The organism is Sporosarcina sp. AD_1, assembly GCF_057373025.1.
Window position 1 is genome coordinate 1 of sequence record NZ_JBPVIR010000004.1, and the last position, 20,775, is coordinate 20,775.

The following is a 20,775-nucleotide window of genomic DNA, read 5'->3' on the forward strand; positions in this document are numbered from 1 at the left end:
AAAACGAACGACAGATAAACAAAACGAACGACAGTTAAACAAAACGAACGACAGATAAACAAAACGAACGACAGATAAACAAAACGAACGCCAGATTAACAAAACGAACGCCAGATAAACGAAACGAACGCCAGATAAACGAAACGAACGACAGATAAACGAAACGAACGACAGATAAACAAAACGAACGACAGATAAACAAAACGAACGACAGATAAACAAAACGAACGACAGATAAACAAAACGAACGACAGTAAATCAAAACGAACGCCAATATCTCAAGTTAAACACCAGTTATACAGGTCGACCATCAACTAATTATTTGTAAAAAAATCTACTTGTACCCCAATCAAATAAACTCCCAAACCTCTTTCTCCAAGCACTCTCTCCCTACTATTCAATTAATTCGAATTGGAAAATCTATTATCCGCTTCCATAATAAGTTGACAGATTATTAATAATTATCATTGCACACCAAAAATGATTATGCTATATTCATAACTATTACACATATACTTCAATTCTGAAAGGATAGACGTAATGGAAGATATTCATGTCAAAATCAAGGCTTTACGGCAGGAACGTAATCTTACGTTAAAGGATTTGAGCGAGGAAACAGGATTATCACTGAGTTTCTTATCTCAAATCGAAAGGGGGGCCTCGTCGTTATCCATCACTTCACTCAAAAAGATTTCTGATGCACTGGGAATCCATATCAATTATTTTTTCTTGGAGGAAAACACACAGGAACGATACGTGGTGCGTGCAGATGAACATCATAGTTTTACAACAAGCAGCGGCAGCCAAGTGTACTCAAGACTGACCGGTACTTTCAATAACCGAAAGCTGGAGCCGTTGAAAGTGGTGCTCCCTCCCTTTATGCACGAAACACATCCTTACAGCCACAATGGAGAGGAATTCTATTATGTACTGAAAGGTGAAGTCGTTTTCTATTTGAATGAACAAAAGTTCCATTTATACGAAGGGGATACAATTCATTACCCTTCCAGTCTCATTCACCAATGGGAAAATCCTCTTCCGACGGAAAGTATCGTTCTAAGTATCGTGACACCTATCATTTTCTAAAACAGGAGTGTGACAAGTATGAGAGTAGCTACAGATATCGGCGGAACATTCACTGACTTAGTGTACGTGGATGAAAACGGAAATATCGGGGTTGAGAAAAGCAGCACGACTCCACCCAATTTTGAAAAAGGCGTGTTGGATGTCATTAAAAAAAGCGGCGTCGATCAGTCGGCCATCTCCATGTTCATCCATGGCACAACCGTAATTATTAATGCGCTAACCGAAAGAAAAGGCGCAAAAACAGCTCTTATTACAACGAAAGGATTCCGTGATGTATTGGAAATAGCACGCGGCAACCGTCCTGACCTTTTCAATGTCAATTATGAAAAACCGACTCCATTCGTCGAGCGGTATTTGCGCAAGGAGGTTAGCGAGCGGGTCAATTATAAAGGCGAAGTGCTAACTGAATTGAATTTGAACGAAGTAAAGGAGTGTATTGAGTATTTCAAGCAGGAAGGCGTCGAAGCCGTTGCTGTTTCATTCCTTCACTCCTATCGGAACCCAGCACATGAACAACAGACCGTTCAACTGATCAAAGAACTGTGGCCAGAGGTAAAAGTGACAGCTTCGAGCGATATTACACAGGAATGGCGCGAATATGAGCGGACCAATACTGCTGTGCTGAACGCCTATGTCCAGCCTGCTGCGACGACTTATATTAATCGACTAGAAAATGAGTTGAAGACTCAGGCGGATATTGATCAGCGCTATATCATGCAATCGAATGGCGGGACGACAAAATTTGATAAAGCGAAAGAAGCACCGATCAATATGGTTGAGTCCGGTCCAGTCGCTGGTATTTTCGGAGCTGCAGTGCTCGGTGAAATGATTGGCGAAAAAAATATCATTGCTTTCGATATCGGCGGAACGACGGCTAAATGCTCATTGATTGAAAACGGAGAAGTGAAAGTTTCCACTGATTATTACATAGAAAGGGACAGCCGGAATGCGGGCTATCCGATTAAAACACCGGTTGTCGATATTGTAGAAATCGGAAACGGCGGCGGATCCGTCGCTTGGATTGACGGGGCTGGTTCGTTGAAGGTTGGACCTCAATCTGCAGGTGCTTTCCCAGGGCCAGTTGCCTATGGCCAGGGTGGGACGGAGCCGACAACAACAGATGCCAATCTGCTGACTGGACGCCTGTCTCCAAAGAACTTTGATTATGATGTCAACTTGGATACGGTACAATCGGCCATTGCAACGAAAATCGGCAACCACTTTGGCATCTCTCCCGAAGATGCGGCACTTGGTATTATCCGGATTGCTAATTCAAATATGTTAAATGCGTTGAAATTAATTTCAATCCGTAAAGGGTACAACCCTCAAGATTTCACATTACTCGCTTTTGGCGGCGGTGGTTCCATGCATGCACCTGCTTTGGCATTGGAGCTTGGGGTTCGAAAGGTTGTCGTACCAATCGCATCACCTGTCTTCTCTGCCTGGGGCATGCTCATGACAGATCTCCGTCATGACTATATTCAAACGTATATCAAACGGATGAATGAGTTGACTCTAGAGGAAATCGACAGCCAATGGGAAGAAATCGAGAAAAATGCCTTGCAACATTTCAGCGAGGAAGGCATGAATGCAGAAAACGTGGAATTCCATCGTTTCGCCGACATGCGTTATCTCGGTCAGGAACATACCGTCAAAGTGCCAGTAGCTAATGGCAAATGGACAGAAGAAGCCCGATCACAGGCGATCAGCGACTTCCATAAATTACACGAAAAGAATTATACATTCAAGCTGGAAGAGGCGCAGACGGAAATCGTCAATCTTCATGTAACAGCTTTCGGGAAAGTAGAAAAACCACAGATTTCTAAAGTGAATCGCACAGGATCCGTAACGGATGCTCAAAAAGAAGTTCGGGATGTTTATTACGAAAACAAAGGCTGGGTTTCAACACCTGTCTATGACCGGGATAAGCTTCCGACTAACCAACTCATCACGGGGCCTGCGATTGTCGAAGAAAAAGCGGCGGTCACAGTCATTTACGAAAACCAAAAGCTCCATCTGGATGACTATGGCAATATCATCATCGAAAAGGAGGACAACTAATATGACTCAAGCAACTCAAATCGATCCGTTTACTCTCGAAATCGTAAAAGACTCCTTGCTGGCTACGGGTGATGAAATGTTTGTCGCCCTGGCACGCACGTCCATGAGCCCGATCATTTATGAAGTGCTTGACTATGCAAGCGGATTGACGGATGCCAAAGGGAATCTTCTTACTCAAGGGAATGGCGTCACCGGCTTTATCGGCATGCTGACCTTCATGGTGAAAGAAACGTTGAAGAAGTATCCGGGCGATCAATTGAAACCCGGTGATATTATTATTATCAACGACCCCTACCAAGGCGGGGGCTCCCATTTATCCGATGTAGGGCTCGTAATGCCAATCTTCCATGATGGCGAGATCATTGCCTTTTCCGCCAATAAAGCGCACTGGACAGAGGTCGGCGGAAAAGATCCTGGGTCCTTCACTAATGACTCCGTTGATATTTTTCAAGAAGGCCTCCAGTTCTCTTGCCTAAAGCTTTACGATGAAGGCAAAGTAAACGAAGCTATTGTCGAAATTATTCGTTCCAACGTCCGCTTCCCAGATTTATCGCTCGGAGATATGTGGGCTCAAGTCGCTGCACTCCGGACAGGCGATCGGCGTTTGCAGGAGCTTTGCGAAAAACATTCAAAGGAAACAATTCTTGCGGCAATCAACTACTTGCTGGATCACGGAGAGGAAATGTCCAGACAAGAACTGAAAAAGTTGCCAAAGGGAACATTTTACGCGGAGGATTTCATTGATACAGATGGAGTCGGAAATGGCCCCTTCCCAATTAAAGTGAAAGTAACGATTACGGATGACGAGTTCATTTGCGACTTCCGTGGAAGCTCTCCACAAGTAGTCGGTCCAGTGAACTGCTCTTATACGGGACTTGTTTCAGCGGTTCGGACCATTTTCCTTGCAATTACCAATCCGGCGCAAGACGTCAACGATGGTGTATTCCGGCCTTTGAAAATTATTGTCGATCCAAAATCGATCATGTCAGCGGAACGGCCGGTTCCTGTTTCCAACTACTTCGAAACGCTACTAGGCAGTTTGGATCTTGTCTGGAAAGCGATGGCACCACATTTACCGAACCGATTGACAGCCGGCCACTTCCTTTCCGTCTGTGCTGTCACATTGTCTGGCACGCACCAAGACACGGATGAGCCGTTCCTTATCGTTGAACCTTCCGTCGGCGGCTGGGGAGCTTCCAACCGGAAAGATGGCGAATCCGGCCAGTTCTGCATGGGAGATGGTGAAACCTACAATGTTCCGGTTGAAGTTGCCGAAACGAGGTACGGTGTCATGATCGATGAATATAGTTTACGACAAGAAGGCAATGGAGCTGGTGCAGGTAAATACATCGGCGGGAAGGGCGTCATTCGTGCTTATCGCGCCCTCTCCGATAGTCAAGCTGTCACCGTCACATTTGGGCGCAACAAGTTTCTTCCGTGGGGAGTTGCGAAGGGGCGCGATGGGTCTCCGAATGAATTCTATGTCGTGACGTCTGAAGGTAAAACGGATGGTCCATATGGTGTCTATCCGCGCTATAAATTAGACACAAACGATGTTGTCCGATTAATGACCGGTACAGGCGGAGGCTACGGCGATCCAAAGGAACGTCCGGCAGCTCAAGTTGCAATGGATGTAAAAAATGAATATTTCACTGTTGAAGAAGCGAGGGAATATTTCTTAGTGGAAGTTGATCCAGTCTCCTTTGATTATAAGGAAATGACCGGAAGATAATTTGAGGAGGCAATTATGAAAAAGCAGAAGCCGCAAGTGACAAACGAAATCGTACAAAACTTATTTCATGATCAATATCCAGGTGCCGAAGTGAAATTTGGGTATGTTTCCATCCCCCCTGGTGAACGGCTCCCGAGTGAAGGAACCACTTTCCATGAAGAACAGGAATATTCATTTATTACGAAAGGAACGTTGAAAGGCGAATCCGGCGGTGAACCATACGAGATATCGGCAGGCGAAGCATCTTTCATCCCAGCAGGCGAAGCCCATTGGTGTGTCAATGAAGGCGACGAACCCGTGGAACTCATTTTCGCACTTGTTAAATCGTGACGAGCCTTTATTAATGAAGGTAACAGCATAAAAATAAAAGAACAATCATAACCCACGGGCATATAGTTTGTAGCAGCCAACTGCCAAACGGCAACCCAATGTATTAGGAAAAGTTTTGTGTTCTCTCTTTTGTACCACCGAGAGCCGGGAGTCCAATAGACATCTTCAATGGGCCACCCGGCTTTTCTATACAATTTTCTCCGGAAATGAGGATGACATCATGGAACAACAAACAAAGAAAGGCCAACCAGATAAAGATATACTTGGCAAAGATAACGCATTAGCGCCAGTCCCTGAAAATGAAAGGCAACATTGGCTGACGCCAACTATGATTTTCGGCGGTTTGGAATTCACCATACCCGTTTTGATGGTAGGTGCTGCCCTCGCTGCCAGCTTTGGTTTGAGTAAAATACTTCTCATTCTAATTATCTCACTTTTCGGATTTCAATGGGTCGGAAATGCGCTCCAAGGATATATCGGTGCGAAAACCGGACGTTCTTCATCCGTAATCGCTAAATCGAGTTTTGGTTCGGTTCAAGCACGCGTCATTGTCGGTTTCACTATCTTCATCGTATCTCTCGGCTGGTGGGCTTTACAGACAGCCGTTGCCGGAAATGCTATGTCCGCAATGTTCGGAATTGATTATCATACGAATTGGTTGGGCTGGGCACTTGTCACAACCGTTGCTGGATTGCTGTTTGCCCTTCCTTCCATCATCGGATATAACTCAATGAAATGGACCGACTATCTCGCAGTTCCTTCAGGCCTTCTTTTAATTATTGGCGGTATCTATCTTTCATTGAAAAATACAGGATTTGAAACAATCATGGCTTGGAATCCTGAACCAAGCATGACCATTTTAGCGGCTATCAGCCTCGTTATCGGCGTTAACGTATCCCAGTGGGTCATCGCTTCTGACTATACCCGGTATGCGAAACCAAAATGGAAGGATAACTGGATCATCCCAAGCGGTATTGCAGTTATCGGCTTCCCCCTCTTCATCGTAGGTGCCATCATGTCAGTTGGTGTAGGAGATGCCGACATTGTAAATGTCATGATGAATCTCGGTTTTCCATTCTGGGGCTTCCTCATTCTCTGGCTTGCGACTTGGACGTCACAGCTCGTCAACAACTATAGCATGGGACTTGCCTTGGCGAACGTGTTGAATGTTAACTCCGGAAAAGGCCGTGCTCTGTTAACATTGCTTGGAACTATACTGGCAATCATCGTGGCACTTATGGGAATCCTCGAATACTTCGAAGACTTCCTTTACCTGACAGCCCTCCTCTACCCTGCAATTGGCGGCGTCATGATGGGCGACTTTTTCATCATTCGCAAACAGCAATGGGTCGAAAACCCAGGCTGGAACTGGATGGCTACAATCGCAGTTATTGCAGGCGTTGTCATCGGTTACATCACGCAATACCTATATCCAATGGGATTGCCAGCTGTTCAATCCTTACTCATTTCAATTCTCGTTTATGTGGCGGCTATGAAAATTAAAAAGAACATTGCCCCTGATCAATTTACAGGCTAATCTGATGTGAGCACGGTAAGGAAGAAGTCGCCGGAAAATCCCGGGAGACTTCTTCTTTTCTAATTTCAACCTTTTATTCCCCTCTATTTAGAATGCCGAGCTCCTGCCTTTATACGGTTCATCTTCGCATTCATTGGCAGGAAGCACGAATTGGCGATTGCTTTTGTAACGTTATTATACTTATGAAAAGACACAAAACTTCCGCAAAGGCAAATGACAACCATAGCCCTGCATTTCCAATGACTAACGGCAATGCGACAAAAGAAGCCATGAGAAGAAAATAGCGTAAGATCGCCAGGACGGCTGATTTTTTCGGATCATTTACAGCAGTATAGAATGTGTTAATGACAACATTGGCACCGACAAAAATAAACGTAAAACTATAAAACAGAATAATTTCCTGCGCTGTCGAAAAAACTCCCTGATTATCTGGAACAAACATCGCGATCAATTGATTTTTAAAAAGCGATAAGAAGACTGTGCAGCTTATCCCCGTTAGCGTTACTGTTTTTATAGCAAGTCTAAGTATGTGACTCACCCGTTCGTACGCTTTAGCTCCATAGTTCACACTAATAATGGCAGTTATTCCACGTGACATGCCTAAAATCACCGCATTGATTACGAGGGAAATATACTGGACTACCGCAAATGCTGATACCCCTGTCTCGCCAAATCGCTTCATTAGAATCCAATTAAACAATAGAATGGAAATACCTAAGCAGAACTGTGTAATCGCTTCGGAAGAACCGTTGTAAGCCATTTGCATGAATGCCTTCCAATTAAATTTGTATTTTCCAATCTTCAAGATGCCATCATCTCTCATAAAATGCGGCAAGAATATGAAAAATACAATAGAAGCGCTTATTCCAGAGGCCAACGCTGCACCAAAAACTCCCCAATCAAAAACACATATAAAAAGCAAGTCTAAAATGATATTAAGCGCCATGGTCAGCATACTGCCAATCATGTATAAATGCGGTTTGCCAATCGATTGCAGGGAAATACCAAAAATGATATTGAAGAGAACCGGAACGACAAAAAAGCCAAATGTTTGAATGTAGCTTTTTACGTATGGCAACAATACATCATTCGCCCCCACAAATTTGGCCAGAGAAGACGGAAAGAAAACAACTGCTATCCAGATGGCAAACCCAATAACTAAAAGAGCGGTAACAGCATTATTAAAATGATGATTCGCTTTTTTATAATCCTTCTCTCCTAACCTGATGCCGACAAGTGTATTACCCCCAATCGCAATCAAAATGGCAATACAAGAAATGATATTAAAAATTGGCGAAGCTATGTTGACTGCAGCCATGGCATTGGTACCGACATATCGACCTAAAATGATTCCATTGATAACGCCATACAAACACATGGACAAGGACGATAAAATTCCAGGAATCGCGAAATTCCGAAATAGATAAGGAACATTGTCATGTAATAAATCGAGTTCTTTTGTTTTCATCCTACCTTCTCCTTTACAGTTGTGAGCTACTGCTCACTGTTTTACAATCGAATTATAAAGTCTTGTGTTACACAAGACGCAAGAGGTGAAATCATGAAAAAGTTCTATTCGATAGGAGAAACTGCAAGATTAGCTGAAATGACAATCGAAACCTTACGTCATTACGATCGAATTGGATTACTGAAGCCGGCAAAGGTGGATAAACATTCGGGGTATCGTTACTATACGGACGAGGAATTGATTTACTTAGAAGTAATCGGGTTTTATCGCAAAAACAGCATGTCTTTAAATGAAATTAAAGATATTTTCCAACAAGATTTTACGCAGATTACCACTTTTCTAGAAGAAACAGAAAATAGAATTGAGGCTGAAATTAGTCGGCTGCATAAAATTAAATGTCAAATATCAAATTTGCATAAGCAATTAACAAGTAACACAATGTCAGTTTCCGACGATTTCCATGTGAAGACCCTCCCCCTTCGAATCATTGTCTTAGCTGATAGTCTGCAAGAAGCAACATTAGATAACTTTCGTAAACTGCATGATGAACTGTACAGGAAATTAGGAAAAGGAGCCCGAAAACATTTCCAACTTGACGATTCTGCTTATTTTTTTGTATCCCAGTTAACCGAGTCTTGTAAGATGTTCTCTGTTTGCACCAAATTTGTGGATCATCCCAAACTCAACTACTTGCATGAAAGAAATTATTTATGCTTTACATGTGCAGTGGAAGAGAAAGAGCAAGCGATTGAAAAAGGACTGGCAATGACCAAAGAAAACTACGGAGAAGAACCCGATTACATTCTCATAAAAGTCATATTTACTGGCATGTTTCAATGGAAATACGAAATTCAAATCCCTTTACCAGAAAGAATGGTTTATAAATAAATTAACTAAAAATAGATTCGTTCTATACGGGACCTGGTCCATAAATCGATGTGCACCATCGAAGTTAACTCAATCTTTACACTTTATTCATCCTAGATTAATAACCAATCTTTACAGTTAAGAGGAATAAACTCTAGGAGGTCGTGTAAAGTTGAAAAAGAAGTTTTTCAAAAGAGCTCTACCCGTTGCTGTCATTTCTACTATTTTGGTTGGTGGACTGTTGAGTGTAAGCGGCAAAGCAGCAGTTCGAGCGAATGAAGAAAAGCCTGAGCAACAACCTGAAATCAAGAATATCATTTTCCTAATTGGGGATGGAATGGGCGTATCTTATACGTCCGCATATCGTTACTTGAAGGATGACCCTTCAACGCCAAACGTTGATCTAACTGAGTTTGATCCCTATTTAGTTGGCCAACAAATGACTTATCCAGATGATGACGCACAAACCATCACGGACTCGGCTTCCGCTGCGACAGCGATGTCTTCCGGAGTAAAAACATATAATAACGCAATAGCTCTAGATAAGGAAAAGACAAGAGTCAAAACCGTTCTGGAGGCGGCCAAGGAAGCCGGCAAATCGACCGGACTGGTGGCGACTTCCGAAATTACGCACGCCACGCCAGCCGCATATGGGGCTCACAATGAAAGCCGTAAAAACATGGATGAAATTGCAGACGACTATTATAACGAACGTATCAATGGCGAGCATACAATTGATGTATTGCTAGGCGGAGGCAAAAAGAATTTTGTCCGTTCGGATGTAAATCTTGTGGATTCATTCAAAAACGATGGCTATAGCTACGTTACGACAAAAGAAGAACTGTTAAAGGATTCGAACGATCAAATTCTAGGCTTGTTTGCCGAGGGAGGTCTTCCAAAAATGATTGATCGCACGGAAGAAACACCCTCTCTTGAAGAGATGACAGTGGCTGCCATTGAACGTTTAAAAAAGAATGAAAATGGTTTCTTCCTCATGGTGGAAGGAAGCCAAATTGATTGGGCCGGCCATTCTAACGATATTGTCGGTGCAATGAGTGAAATGGAAGACTTCGAGAAAGCGTTCAAAGCGGCAATCGAATTTGCGAAAGAAGATAAGCACACCTTAGTCGTTGCCACAGCAGACCATTCAACTGGCGGATTCTCACTCGGAGCAAATGGAGAATATAACTGGTTTGTCGATGCTATCAAATCAGCAAAGCGCACACCCGCTTTTATGGCTGAACAAATTGCAGGAGGAGCGGGCGTAGAAGAAACATTAAAACTCTATATCGATCAGGAACTACTGGCATTAACAGACGAAGAGATCGAATCTGTATCAACTGTCGGCGAAAAAGCTGCCGACATTGAAAAAGCAATTAAGCTCATTTTCGACAAACGTTCCTACACTGGCTGGACAACCGGCGGACATACCGGCGAGGATGTGCCCGTATATGCATTTGGACCATCAAAAGAGCGGTTTAAGGGATTACTGGACAATACCGATCATGCAAGGATTATTTTTGACATTATAGAGAAGAATAAGTAAACATGAATCCCCCGATGTTAAAGTCTAAAACATCGAGGGATTTTTCATTTGGGGAACCCTGGCTATATTGAACGAAAACCAGAGTAACTAAATCCGCGCCAAATAAAATGGATGTTTCTTCCATATAGAGAGCATCCAAATTCACTGTTTAAATCCATTAACAATCGCCCAACAATAGATGGCAAGAGTCCGTATACTAAGTACGAATGTCAGAGGAGGGATGGTATAAAAAAATGAGTGTTCCAAGCACATTGAGCCTCTGCATGATTGTACGCGATGAAGAAAAAGTACTCGAAAGATGCTTGCAGTCGGTATATGACCTTGTCGATGAGATTATTATTGTAGACACAGGTTCAACCGACGGGACAATGCAGATTGCAAAGAAATTCACGGATTCTCTGTACCATTTTCAATGGATAGATGATTTCGCAGCAGCCCGAAATTATTCTTTTGCACAGGCGACGAAAGAATACATATTATGGCTGGATGCGGATGATGTACTGCTAGAACCGGATCGCATGGCATTCCAAGAACTAAGAGCACTATTGGACGGCACGATAGACCGAGTGACCATGCCATACCATCTCACAACAGATATAAACGGGAACGTGGGATATAGCCTGCGGCGCAACCGCATCGTCCGACGTAACGCAGGATTTCAATGGTTTGGAAGAGTGCATGAATATTTGAAGGTATCCGGGAAAGCGATAGATAGCGAGGTCGCCATTACTCATAAAAGTGAAAAACCCCCCTCATCCCGGAACTTGAAGATTTATCGGGTAATGCAGAAAAACCAAGAACCGTTTACTCCTCGGGATACGTTGTACTTCGCAAATGAATTAATGTATAACGGACAAAAAGAAGAGGCGATTATTGAATTCGAGAAGTTTCTCAGAAGTCAGAGAGGATGGAAGGAAGATAAAATTATTGCCTGTCTCAATATCGCAAACTGTTACAAGGGCACGAACGACAGAAAAAGGCTGTCCTCTTTGTTCCAAACGTTTGAATACGATTTGCCGCGAGCAGAGGCTTGTATTGAAATTGGACAATATTTTATAGAACAAGAAGAACTAGAAAAAGCGATTTATTGGCTTGAACTGATTTTCTCCATGGAAAAGCCTGAAACATTAGGAATGTTAAATCAATCTGCCTGGACGTGGGCGCCACTAATTCAACTTACCTACTGTTATGACAGAATAGGACAATTAGAAAAAGCATTTGAAAAGCATAAACAAGTGAAAGCAATAGTTCCGGATCACCCAAGTGTTCTACTTAACGAAGCATACTTTCTCTCACAATTCGAAGTTCCTCAGCACCAAGCTGATTAAATTATGACCAGTCGTACAAGCAGCCACTCCCTCTCAGAATAAGGTAAAGTGAACCAACCTAAATGTAAAGAAGGATTGATTGGTATGCCAAATAGGCATTTTCCTTACAGAGGGTTTTGATCCCCACTATCCAAACTGCCCATGCTGCTCGGGGTCTACTGGTGCACCTGGTCCTCCGGGGCCGCCTGGTCCGCCAGGTAATCGCGGAGGGGCGCCTGGTCCGCAAGCTCCCCCCGGCCCTCAAGGCAGCATCGGCCAACCGGTGCTAACGGTCCGACTGGCGACACAGGTCTGCAAGGCATTCAAGGCAGCACCGGCTTGACTGGGGTTACAGGACCAACTGGGGAGACTGGATTACAAGGCATTCCGGGACCAACTGGTGCCTCTGGAGCACTAGCAGCATCGACCGACCGGAGCTACCTAACAACCTCTTTAAAGATACACTACAATTCCTACTTATCTTTGATTCTGCAAATCCATCACGGTATACTTGTACAAATCACTTAAAAGGAGAGGCGTTATGAAGAAATTTACGTTCCTTTTATTGTTGCCACTACTGCTAATGGCTTGTACAAAAGAGACACCCCGGGATTCAACTGAGGTTCCATCCACCCCTGAAAAGAATGACTCCCTTCAGTCGGAGAACGCCAACATGAAAGACTATTTCTTGCAGGACGGTTCGATCGCTCACTATCTGGGCGATGGGAATGAGTATGCAACATACACATTGCGTACGGAATGGCTGGATGATCATCATGTGAATGTATATGAAGACAATGGCGGCATGGAGATGCTCCGCTCGTACCGCTTGGGCGATAATCAAATCACCCTTCTTCAACAAGAGCCGTCCGATGCTGAAGGGGTTGCCACCACGTTAGAGACAATTCGAGACATGCAACCTATTGGGACGTACTTGGCATTTCCATTGGAGAAAGGCGATACGTTTGATAAATGGACAGTGACGGCCACCGATGCCGAGCTGGACACACCTCTGCAGCCATTCCAGGATGTCGTCATTATTGAACACACTTATGAAGATGGTGCTGTTTCCCGAGTTTATTTTGCAGAAGGCTTCGGGGAAATCAAACGCGAATATAGCCATAAAACGGATGAGAATGAATTTAAAGTGACCTCCGTCATTGAGAGTATTGAATAACGTGGAGATTTTAAGCAAACAAAAGAACGAACTTGACTGGCTACAATGGATAGAAAACCTCTTTCCCTTGTATAGCCCATCAAGTTCGTTCTTTTCAATTTCCGTCCACCCCCGCGAGAGAAGTCAAATCGGTTTCTCCCAAACGCTTCTTCACAATCTCCTTCCCTTTCTCGACTTGCTCCTCTGTGAATCCGTTATGGCTCAATTCTGTTTGCCAGTTTGCCAAGTACATCCCCATGTCCAATTGCTCGTCCTGTACTGCCGCAGTCGCTCTTGCAGAGAAATCAAATCCAGCTTTTGCCCAGTCATCTAACAAATGGGCGCTGATTATAATTAACACTGAACAGGCGACAGCAACGCTTGAAAAAAACAATGCAATACCTTTACCGCGCATTCCCTTTCCCCCAGTCTATTTCTTTCCTTTACTTTACAGTAACTTCCGTGCTTATTAAATCAAAAAATTGTGATAAATAGCGAGGTATACATAGCTATTTCGGAAAAAAATTCCCCAACTCTATTTCCTTCGACAGATTTATTTGTCTAATGTTCAGGATGCATGATGAAAATTTCTTTTTTTGCACGGCATGCGGTAGCTTTTGAGGTATCCCCTGTTTATTCGAGAAAAATAAGAGAAAACGTAGAACGAAGTATTTACCGAATCATTACTATTTTTATCAAATTTATTTCCAGCAAGTGACCTTAGCTAAAATTCTGTTTTGAAACCCATTCCTTAACAATACTAATAGTAAGTTCCTATCACGTTTACTAAAAACCACTCATTACCAAAAGAACTAACCTTTAAACTTTACATAGGTCTTTTGAAATGCTATATTGCATTAGTAGTTTACTAGATTTATTCATTTTACTAGAATTCATTATCCAGAAAGAAGGAAGAAATGTATGAAGTTCAAACACATTGCAACAAAAATACTTTTCGGCTTCGGGATTGTTATTGTGCTGCTGATCGCATACGGAGGCTTTAACTTCGTAGACAACATGCAGGCGAATCGCCATGTAGACGAAATCATTAACGAACATGCAAAGCTCTTGATTGCCAATGAAAAGCTGTCAGAATCGATGTCCGGACGTATTTCATCTGCACAAGGATATATGTTGACAGGCGATCCGATGTATAAGGAGCTATTCGAAAAATATTCAGCCACTGGGAAAGAGAGTGAGGCAATTGTTCGCTCGATAGATGACTCAGAGGAATTCGATCAATTAATTAAAAAAACTGTTGCTTGGCGAGAATATATTACAGCAAATGTATTTGAAGAATACGACAAAGGAAATAAAGATGCAGCGTACAAGAATCTACTAGCTGTGAACAAGGATATTTCTGATATTAAAAATGGCTATGATACGCTTGCAGATAACAGTGAAGCGAAAATGCAGGAAGTCGGAAAGGAAATCATTGATTCCGGGAACCGCTCCAGCCTAATTGGCGTAATTGGCTCCGTCCTCATTATCCTCCTTTCCGTCGCGGTCGCCTATATCACCGCTCGCAGCATTTCCAAGCCGGTCATTGCCGTTGCGGAACGAATGCGTGTCATTGCAGACGGCGATATCGGACAAGAACCACTCCACACGATTGCCAGGGATGAAGTCGGTCAGCTTGTAGACGCGATGAATGACATGAACAGCAAAGTCCATGACATTATTAAACAAATTAACGAAGTTGCGAATACGGTTGCTTCGCACAGTGAAGAATTGACTCAATCCGCAAATGAAGTGAAAGCTGGATCGTCTCAAATTGCACTGACCATGCAGGAATTAGCAGTTGGATCTGAGACACAGGCTAACAATGCGAGCGATCTTGCCGTCATGATGGAAATGTTTTCAGGAAAAGTACAAGAGGCAGAGAGTAATGGAGAAACGGTACAAACCCATTCGGATGCTGTACGGAATATGACGGCAGAAGGACAGGAAATGATGGATTCTTCGAATGAACAAATGGAGAATATTAATAGCATTGTGCGTCAATCCGTGGATCAAGTGGAAGGGTTGGCAGTCCGGACGGGAGAAATTTCTAAACTGGTGACCGTAATTCATGATATTGCGGAGCAGACGAATTTGCTTGCACTCAATGCAGCGATTGAGGCGGCGCGTGCAGGAGAACAAGGCCGCGGATTCGCAGTCGTAGCGGATGAAGTACGGAAATTGGCAGAACAAGTCGCCCTTTCCGTCTCAGACATTTCAGGAATTGTCAGCAGCATCCAACAGGAAACGAAAGTGGTAACGGCTGCACTGGCGGACGGATATAAAGAAGTGGAAACAGGATCCGAGCAGATTAAATTGACCGGCATCACATTCGGTAAAATCAGTGAAGCGGTCTCCCAAATGAGTGATAATATCACGACCGTCAGCTCTAATTTAAACGATATCGTGGAAAGCACAGGGAAAATCAATATGAAAATCGATGAAATCGCATCGGTTTCTGAGGAAGCGGCTGCAGGAGTAGAAGAGACTTCTGCATCAGTTCAGCAAACAGCAAGCTCGATGGAAGAAGTGGCATCAAGCTCAGATCAATTGGCACGGATGTCCGAGGAATTGAATAGCCTTGTGAGACAGTTTAAGCTCTAATCATGAAAGCGGAGATCCCCAGAGGATTCTCCGCTTTTTCAATAGAAACTATGCCGGCGCAACTTCTGTATTCCTTTTTAGGATCATAACACTCAGCCCTTGTGCTATGAATAAAAGTAAAATCAGAATCACCATGTATTCCCGGTACACGTCAAACGTGACCGCCTTGATGACCCGATGGTAGCCTTCAATCAACAGCCAGCCAATCGGAAAAACAGGGATGGAATACTTATAGGAAGCATGGAGAATCTTTTTTCCCCTTTCACTTTTCGATTCATTTCCCCAAGTAAACTTCATCGTAGTGTACGAGAAAAATAAAAAGAACGGAATGATACACATACCAAAAACACTTAACCAACTCATCTTGCATCCCCCCAATACCCGTGTTACTAGACATCCATTCAACTCTACCATATTTCGGAAATATAAACAAAGATAATTCTGTTTACTTCCAAAAAACCCCGATCCCCTGCTCTTATTAAGCTATAGGATGTTACTTTATAGGCAGTTCGCTACATTTACAATGATATTTATAACAACAGAAATTTATGCGCCAAGCAGCTAATCTTAATCTAATCTAACTCTATAAAGAACGCAGATGATTGCATCGTAACTTCTTTACCTCAACTCACCGGCATATTATTTTCTTATATTATTTTTCCATATTAAAGGAAGGGAATGCATTTGAAGCATCTTTTACACGAGCACCACAAAAACTGAATGACATTGGTAAGAAAATTCCTCATAACACTTCCAAACACCGATTCTTATGCATATCAGGCGTACTAATCTCTTCTCTAAATTTTTGAATACCTTCTATATAGATAGCGATATATTGTATACGTTTTCATTATAGGAAAATTATTAAATTGCCTAAAAACTATTTACAAATCATTTTTCACAGTGATATATTGTATATCATATTACTAAGTGAGCGCCATTTGCTCTTACTTTAGCGGAAGAAGGTAGACATCTATGTTATCAAACCCAGTGATCGCCACAACTCTCATTTTTGCTTTGATCGCACTAGGCGAATGGCTTTCGATTGTATCCAGAGCCCGAATTCCTATGCTGTTGACTGCAATGGTAGGGTTTCTCCTTCTGACATGGTTCGGTATTTTCCCGAAGGACTTGTTGGATAAAGCACAATTCCCTGCGCTCGGTGCCCTCTTAATTGGGCCGGCGATTTTGCATATGGGGACGATGATTCCCTTTTCACTTTTGAAAAGCCAAATTAAAGCCGTTATCATCTCACTTGGCGGAGTTATCTTTTCTGGCATTCTGATTTTAATTATCATCCCGTTGATTTTTGATTACCCTACCGCGGTAGCAGGGATTGGCCCGATCAGCGGCGGCATCATCGCATTGTTGATTACATCAGACAAGTTGACGGAGATTGGCTTATCGAGTCTCGTCATCATTCCCGCTTTGATCGTCGCTTTCCAAGGTGTGCTAGGCATGCCGCTCGCTGCTACATTCATGCGCAAGTACGCGAAAGTTATTCAAACCGAAATGGACAATGGTACGTATCGTCCGATGGTTACTGAACCGGTGGAACAAACGGAACAGAAGAAAAAGGCAAGCCCTCTTGCAACAAGCGCAACATTAAAATTGTTCTTCATATTTGTCGGTGCATCCATTGGTGTTGCACTAGGTTCGGTAACTCCGATCCACTACAGCTTATGGTGTCTTGCGATCGGTGTTATTGGTCTGAAACTTGGCCTCTTTGAAGCAAAATCATTAGAGAAAGCAAACTCCTTTACGATTACGATGATTGCGATCATCTTTGTCGTTATCGGCACAATGGCCGGCGTAACACCGAAGGACGTTTTGCACAACTTACCGAGTGTCGCTCTTATTTTGGTAATCGGTACTTTTGGTATCGCTCTAGGCGGATTCCTCATGGCGAAGCTCGTTGGGTGGAACCCTTACAAAGGTATGCCGGTAGCACTGACTGCTCTATTCGGCTTCCCGGGAGATTACATCCTATGTGAAGAAGTGAGCCGAAGCATTGCAAGAGATGAAAAAGAAGAAAAGGCGATTTTCAATGAATTGCTTGCGCCGATGCTAATTGGCGGGTTCACAACCGTAACCGTTGCATCCGTTATCATCGCCGGCATATTAGTGAAAACATTATAATGGAGGAATTTACATGGTTAAAAAAATTGTAAAGAATGGTCTTATCATAGATGGAACAGGCAGCGAGCCGAAGGAAGGACAAATTGTCGTAATTGAAGACAATCGAATTGAGTTTATTGGAAAGGAAGAAGACTTTCAGGTGAAGGGCGATGAGACAGTGATCGATGCCCAAGGCGGGACAATTCTTCCGGGTTTCATTGACACACATGTCCATATGATGCTTGAATACTCACCGATTGCTGAGCGGCTGGCCACGCCATTCTCGTTCATGTACTACCAAGCGGCCGAATACTTGAAAACGACTCTCCATGCAGGAATCACATCCGTCCGGGATGCACTCGGAACAGATTTAGGTGTAAAAAAGGCAGTGGACGAAGGATTGATTGCTGGACCACGCCTCCAATTGAGCATCAACGCGCTTACCATTACAGGCGGGCACGGGGATGGCTACACTGTTTCCGGGAATGTAGTCGACCTGCTTCCATCCGACTATCCAGGCATGCCAAGCGGCGTTTGCGATGGTGTCGAAGAAGTGCGCAAGAAGACGCGCGAAATGCTGCGGGCTGGCGCTGAAGTAATCAAAGTTCATGCAACAGGCGGCGTGCTTAGTGCGACGGATCATCCTGAGTTCACTCAGTTCTCTCTTGAGGAATTAAAAGTCATCGTAGAAGAAGGCAAATTCCGCAAAGGGGTAAAGGTGATGGCGCATGCGCAAGGCGCTGAGGGAATTAAAAACGCAGTACGCGCAGGCATCCACTCCATTGAACATGGAATTTTCATTGACGACGAAGCGATCGAACTGATGCTGGAAAACGGCACGTATCTCGTCCCTACCCTTTTAGCTCCGGTTGCGGTATTAGAAACAGCTGAAGCAACAGGCATGCCGGAAACAGCTGTCCAAAAATCAAAAGAAGTGATCGATATCCATGTCGCGAGCTTCAAAAAGGCACACGAGGCTGGAGTTAAAATTGCCATGGGTACAGACGCTGGAGTCTTTAAGCACGGCACGAACCTACGTGAACTCGGCTTAATGGCGGACGCTGGCATGACGCCAATGGAAACAATCGTCGCTTCCACGAAAACGGCAGCGGAATGCCTCGGCTGGGAAGACCGTCTTGGCACATTGGAAGCCGGCAAACTGGCTGACTTGATCATCGTCAAAGGCAACCCGCTCGAAGACATCCATTCCCTCGCGGACAACGATACGATCCAAGTGGTCGTGAAGGATGGGAAAGTGGAGAAGGATATCCGGTAACTATATGGAGATAGAAATAAGATAAATGGAAAAACCGGCTTACAAGAGGCCGGTTTTTCTTATTTGCACGTTTTATGGCAATCTGGCTTTACCAATCTATCTCATCAGGATAGTCGTCAGGGTACCGGATTTGCGCTTGCGATACGCCATGATAGCGGGCAGCTTCATAAATCTCCTGTTTCAACTTCTGATAGGCGCTCCCTTTTTCAGCAACCCGTTTCCCCATCGTCCCAATGCTTTCCAGCCGCTTCTCCGGCGTCATGGCAAGAAAGGCTAAATTCAATTCATCTATGTACTGCGTCGTATACTCAAGATAATATCCCGAATATCTCAGTTCCATGTGCCGCTTCAAAAGAGCAAACCGATTAGGTGTCAACGTCCGCTCCAAACAATCCGCCACAGCAGCCTGGAACTTTCGGATGATAGCCGCCGTCCGATCCCACGGATGTAGCTTCTTCTGCTTTTCCCAATCCCGCAAATAATCATTTAACGCAAACGCCACAAACAACATCTCCGGCCAGAACACCTCAAACTGGTAATACACATTCGAAGGCGAAGCCGCAATTCCCATCATGCGCATACTATCCGGCGTCAGCCCATTCTCCACAAACCGCACCCTCCGCTGCCCCATCCTCGCATGCCGGATATCATAGCAAATACTGAGAATCCGGATCCTCGTCGGCTCATACAGCTCCACTTCCTCCCCTATCACATAATGCAAAGCATTGTACAACTCATCCAAATCGTCCCAATCACCTGTTACATAAACTCCCACATGATTGGGCGTGCTCTCCAAATAAAACATCTTCGACTCCCCTTTATTGGCAAATTCACTTGTTTCTACAGTATCCTTCCTTTATCAACAAATCAACTGTGATTTGTTGAGGTGAGCAGGTGGGTAATGCTGGCGGAGAGAAATGGTGACGGTGGGTGGCGGGGATCGGAGCGGTTGACGGCAGGAATCGAGTGGTTTCTGAGATATACGAGCGGTTCGCGAGAGGATACGAGAGGTTACCGGGAGATACGAGCGGTTCGCCGGAGGAATCGAGAGGTTACCGGGATATACGAGCGGTTCGGGGCGGGAATCGAGAGGTCACCGGATTATACGAATGGTGCGGAAGAATAAACGAGCGGTTCGCCCGTTTCCGTTGGACGCGGAAATTAACCGATCATTGCCTGCACCAAGTCGCGCTGCATGCCTTTGACCAATCAAGAAATTGACTTGATCGCTGGTTTACCTTTGTTCAAAAATATCATGACTGTTCTAATTAACAAGCTGCCACAAATTATACGAGCGGTTCGCCGGAGGATACGAGAGGTTACTGGGATATTCGAGCGGTTCGCAAGAGGAATCGAGAGGTTACTGGGATATTCGAGCGGTTCGCCGGAGGAATCGAGAGGTTACGGGAATATACGAGCGGTTCGCCGGAGGATACGAGAGGTTACGGGAATATTCGAGCGGTTCGCCGGAGGATATGAGAGGTTACTGGGATATACGAGCGGTTCGCGAGAGGAATCGAGAGGTCGCTGGGATATACGAGCACTCCCACAATTAATCGAGCAGTTCCCCAGATATACGTTCGTATATCCGGGGGCACCGTTTAACATTTCTCACTCCCCCGCCCCGTGTCTTCTCTATGCCACCCTCTCAAGCTTCAACCATACAACTGCACGATAAAAGACATAA

Annotated in this window: 18 protein-coding genes; 14 read left to right on the forward strand and 4 right to left on the reverse strand. The window is 44.1% G+C overall.

Going from position 1 to position 20,775, the window contains the following annotated elements; genetic code table 11:
• Nucleotides 1-540 precede the first annotated feature (540 nt).
• From ACSW3C_RS08645 to ACSW3C_RS08665, 5 genes are all read left to right on the forward strand, one after another.
• The gene (locus ACSW3C_RS08645) at nt 541-1,086 is read left to right on the forward strand and encodes a helix-turn-helix domain-containing protein (RefSeq protein ID WP_486562123.1); all 546 of its coding nucleotides are present in this window, start codon (nt 541-543) and stop codon (nt 1,084-1,086) included.
• A gap of 18 nt (nt 1,087-1,104) precedes the next feature.
• Nucleotides 1,105-3,147: a hydantoinase/oxoprolinase family protein gene (locus ACSW3C_RS08650; protein WP_486562124.1), complete on the forward strand. Its 2,043-nt coding sequence runs from the start codon at nt 1,105-1,107 to the stop codon at nt 3,145-3,147.
• Nucleotide 3,148: 1 nt separating this feature from the next.
• Entirely contained in the window at nt 3,149-4,879 is a 1,731-nt protein-coding gene (locus ACSW3C_RS08655) for a hydantoinase B/oxoprolinase family protein (RefSeq protein ID WP_486562125.1), read from the forward strand.
• Nucleotides 4,880-4,894: 15 nt separating this feature from the next.
• Complete coding sequence (locus tag ACSW3C_RS08660) at nt 4,895-5,209, forward strand: cupin domain-containing protein (protein WP_486562126.1); 315 nt, start codon at nt 4,895-4,897, stop codon at nt 5,207-5,209.
• 220 nt (nt 5,210-5,429) lie between these two features.
• On the forward strand, nt 5,430-6,746 hold the full coding sequence (locus ACSW3C_RS08665; RefSeq protein WP_486562128.1) for a purine-cytosine permease family protein: 1,317 nt from the start codon (nt 5,430-5,432) through the stop codon (nt 6,744-6,746).
• A 130-nt stretch (nt 6,747-6,876) separates the two neighbouring features.
• Here ACSW3C_RS08665 and ACSW3C_RS08670 read toward each other — a convergent pair whose 3' ends face one another.
• Nucleotides 6,877-8,214, reverse strand: coding sequence for an MATE family efflux transporter (locus ACSW3C_RS08670; RefSeq protein ID WP_486562129.1), 1,338 nt, complete (start codon nt 8,212-8,214; stop codon nt 6,877-6,879).
• A 93-nt stretch (nt 8,215-8,307) separates the two neighbouring features.
• Here ACSW3C_RS08670 and ACSW3C_RS08675 point away from each other — a divergent pair, with 93 nt between their 5' ends.
• The 4 genes from ACSW3C_RS08675 to ACSW3C_RS08690 all read left to right on the forward strand — a co-directional run bounded on the left by ACSW3C_RS08675 (nt 8,308) and on the right by ACSW3C_RS08690 (nt 13,111).
• Complete coding sequence (locus tag ACSW3C_RS08675; protein ID WP_486562130.1) at nt 8,308-9,102, forward strand: MerR family transcriptional regulator; 795 nt, start codon at nt 8,308-8,310, stop codon at nt 9,100-9,102.
• Between the two features lie 151 nt (nt 9,103-9,253).
• Nucleotides 9,254-10,627 (forward strand): alkaline phosphatase, encoded by a 1,374-nt coding sequence (locus tag ACSW3C_RS08680; protein ID WP_486562131.1) that lies wholly within the window; start codon nt 9,254-9,256, stop codon nt 10,625-10,627.
• 233 nt (nt 10,628-10,860) lie between these two features.
• Complete coding sequence (locus ACSW3C_RS08685) at nt 10,861-11,955, forward strand: tetratricopeptide repeat-containing glycosyltransferase family 2 protein (RefSeq protein WP_486562133.1); 1,095 nt, start codon at nt 10,861-10,863, stop codon at nt 11,953-11,955.
• A gap of 520 nt (nt 11,956-12,475) precedes the next feature.
• Nucleotides 12,476-13,111: a hypothetical protein gene (locus ACSW3C_RS08690; RefSeq protein ID WP_486562134.1), complete on the forward strand. Its 636-nt coding sequence runs from the start codon at nt 12,476-12,478 to the stop codon at nt 13,109-13,111.
• A gap of 94 nt (nt 13,112-13,205) precedes the next feature.
• Here ACSW3C_RS08690 and ACSW3C_RS08695 read toward each other — a convergent pair whose 3' ends face one another.
• On the reverse strand, nt 13,206-13,505 hold the full coding sequence (locus ACSW3C_RS08695; RefSeq protein WP_486562136.1) for a hypothetical protein: 300 nt from the start codon (nt 13,503-13,505) through the stop codon (nt 13,206-13,208).
• Between the two features lie 506 nt (nt 13,506-14,011).
• Between ACSW3C_RS08695 and ACSW3C_RS08700 the strand changes: the two genes are divergently transcribed.
• On the forward strand, nt 14,012-15,694 hold the full coding sequence (locus ACSW3C_RS08700) for a methyl-accepting chemotaxis protein (RefSeq protein ID WP_486562137.1): 1,683 nt from the start codon (nt 14,012-14,014) through the stop codon (nt 15,692-15,694).
• A 48-nt stretch (nt 15,695-15,742) separates the two neighbouring features.
• On the opposite strand, the gene ACSW3C_RS08705 is transcribed toward ACSW3C_RS08700, so the two are convergent.
• On the reverse strand, nt 15,743-16,057 hold the full coding sequence (locus ACSW3C_RS08705) for a hypothetical protein (protein ID WP_486562138.1): 315 nt from the start codon (nt 16,055-16,057) through the stop codon (nt 15,743-15,745).
• Between the two features lie 612 nt (nt 16,058-16,669).
• Between ACSW3C_RS08705 and ACSW3C_RS08710 the strand changes: the two genes are divergently transcribed.
• Both ACSW3C_RS08710 and ACSW3C_RS08715 read left to right on the forward strand, forming a co-directional pair.
• A complete protein-coding gene (locus ACSW3C_RS08710; RefSeq protein WP_486562140.1) occupies nt 16,670-17,833 on the forward strand; it encodes a hypothetical protein in 1,164 nt (387 codons plus the stop codon).
• Nucleotides 17,834-17,846: 13 nt separating this feature from the next.
• Nucleotides 17,847-19,088, forward strand: a complete 1,242-nt coding sequence (locus ACSW3C_RS08715) for a metal-dependent hydrolase family protein (protein WP_486562142.1) — start codon at nt 17,847-17,849, stop codon at nt 19,086-19,088.
• Between the two features lie 88 nt (nt 19,089-19,176).
• Here the strand turns inward: ACSW3C_RS08715 and ACSW3C_RS08720 are convergent, their stop codons facing one another.
• Nucleotides 19,177-19,893: a DUF6904 family protein gene (locus tag ACSW3C_RS08720; protein WP_486562143.1), complete on the reverse strand. Its 717-nt coding sequence runs from the start codon at nt 19,891-19,893 to the stop codon at nt 19,177-19,179.
• Nucleotides 19,894-19,989: 96 nt separating this feature from the next.
• Here ACSW3C_RS08720 and ACSW3C_RS08725 point away from each other — a divergent pair, with 96 nt between their 5' ends.
• Nucleotides 19,990-20,214 (forward strand): hypothetical protein, encoded by a 225-nt coding sequence (locus ACSW3C_RS08725; protein WP_486562145.1) that lies wholly within the window; start codon nt 19,990-19,992, stop codon nt 20,212-20,214.
• A 69-nt stretch (nt 20,215-20,283) separates the two neighbouring features.
• Nucleotides 20,284-20,766 (forward strand): hypothetical protein, encoded by a 483-nt coding sequence (locus tag ACSW3C_RS08730; protein WP_486562146.1) that lies wholly within the window; start codon nt 20,284-20,286, stop codon nt 20,764-20,766.
• Nucleotides 20,767-20,775 lie beyond the last annotated feature (9 nt).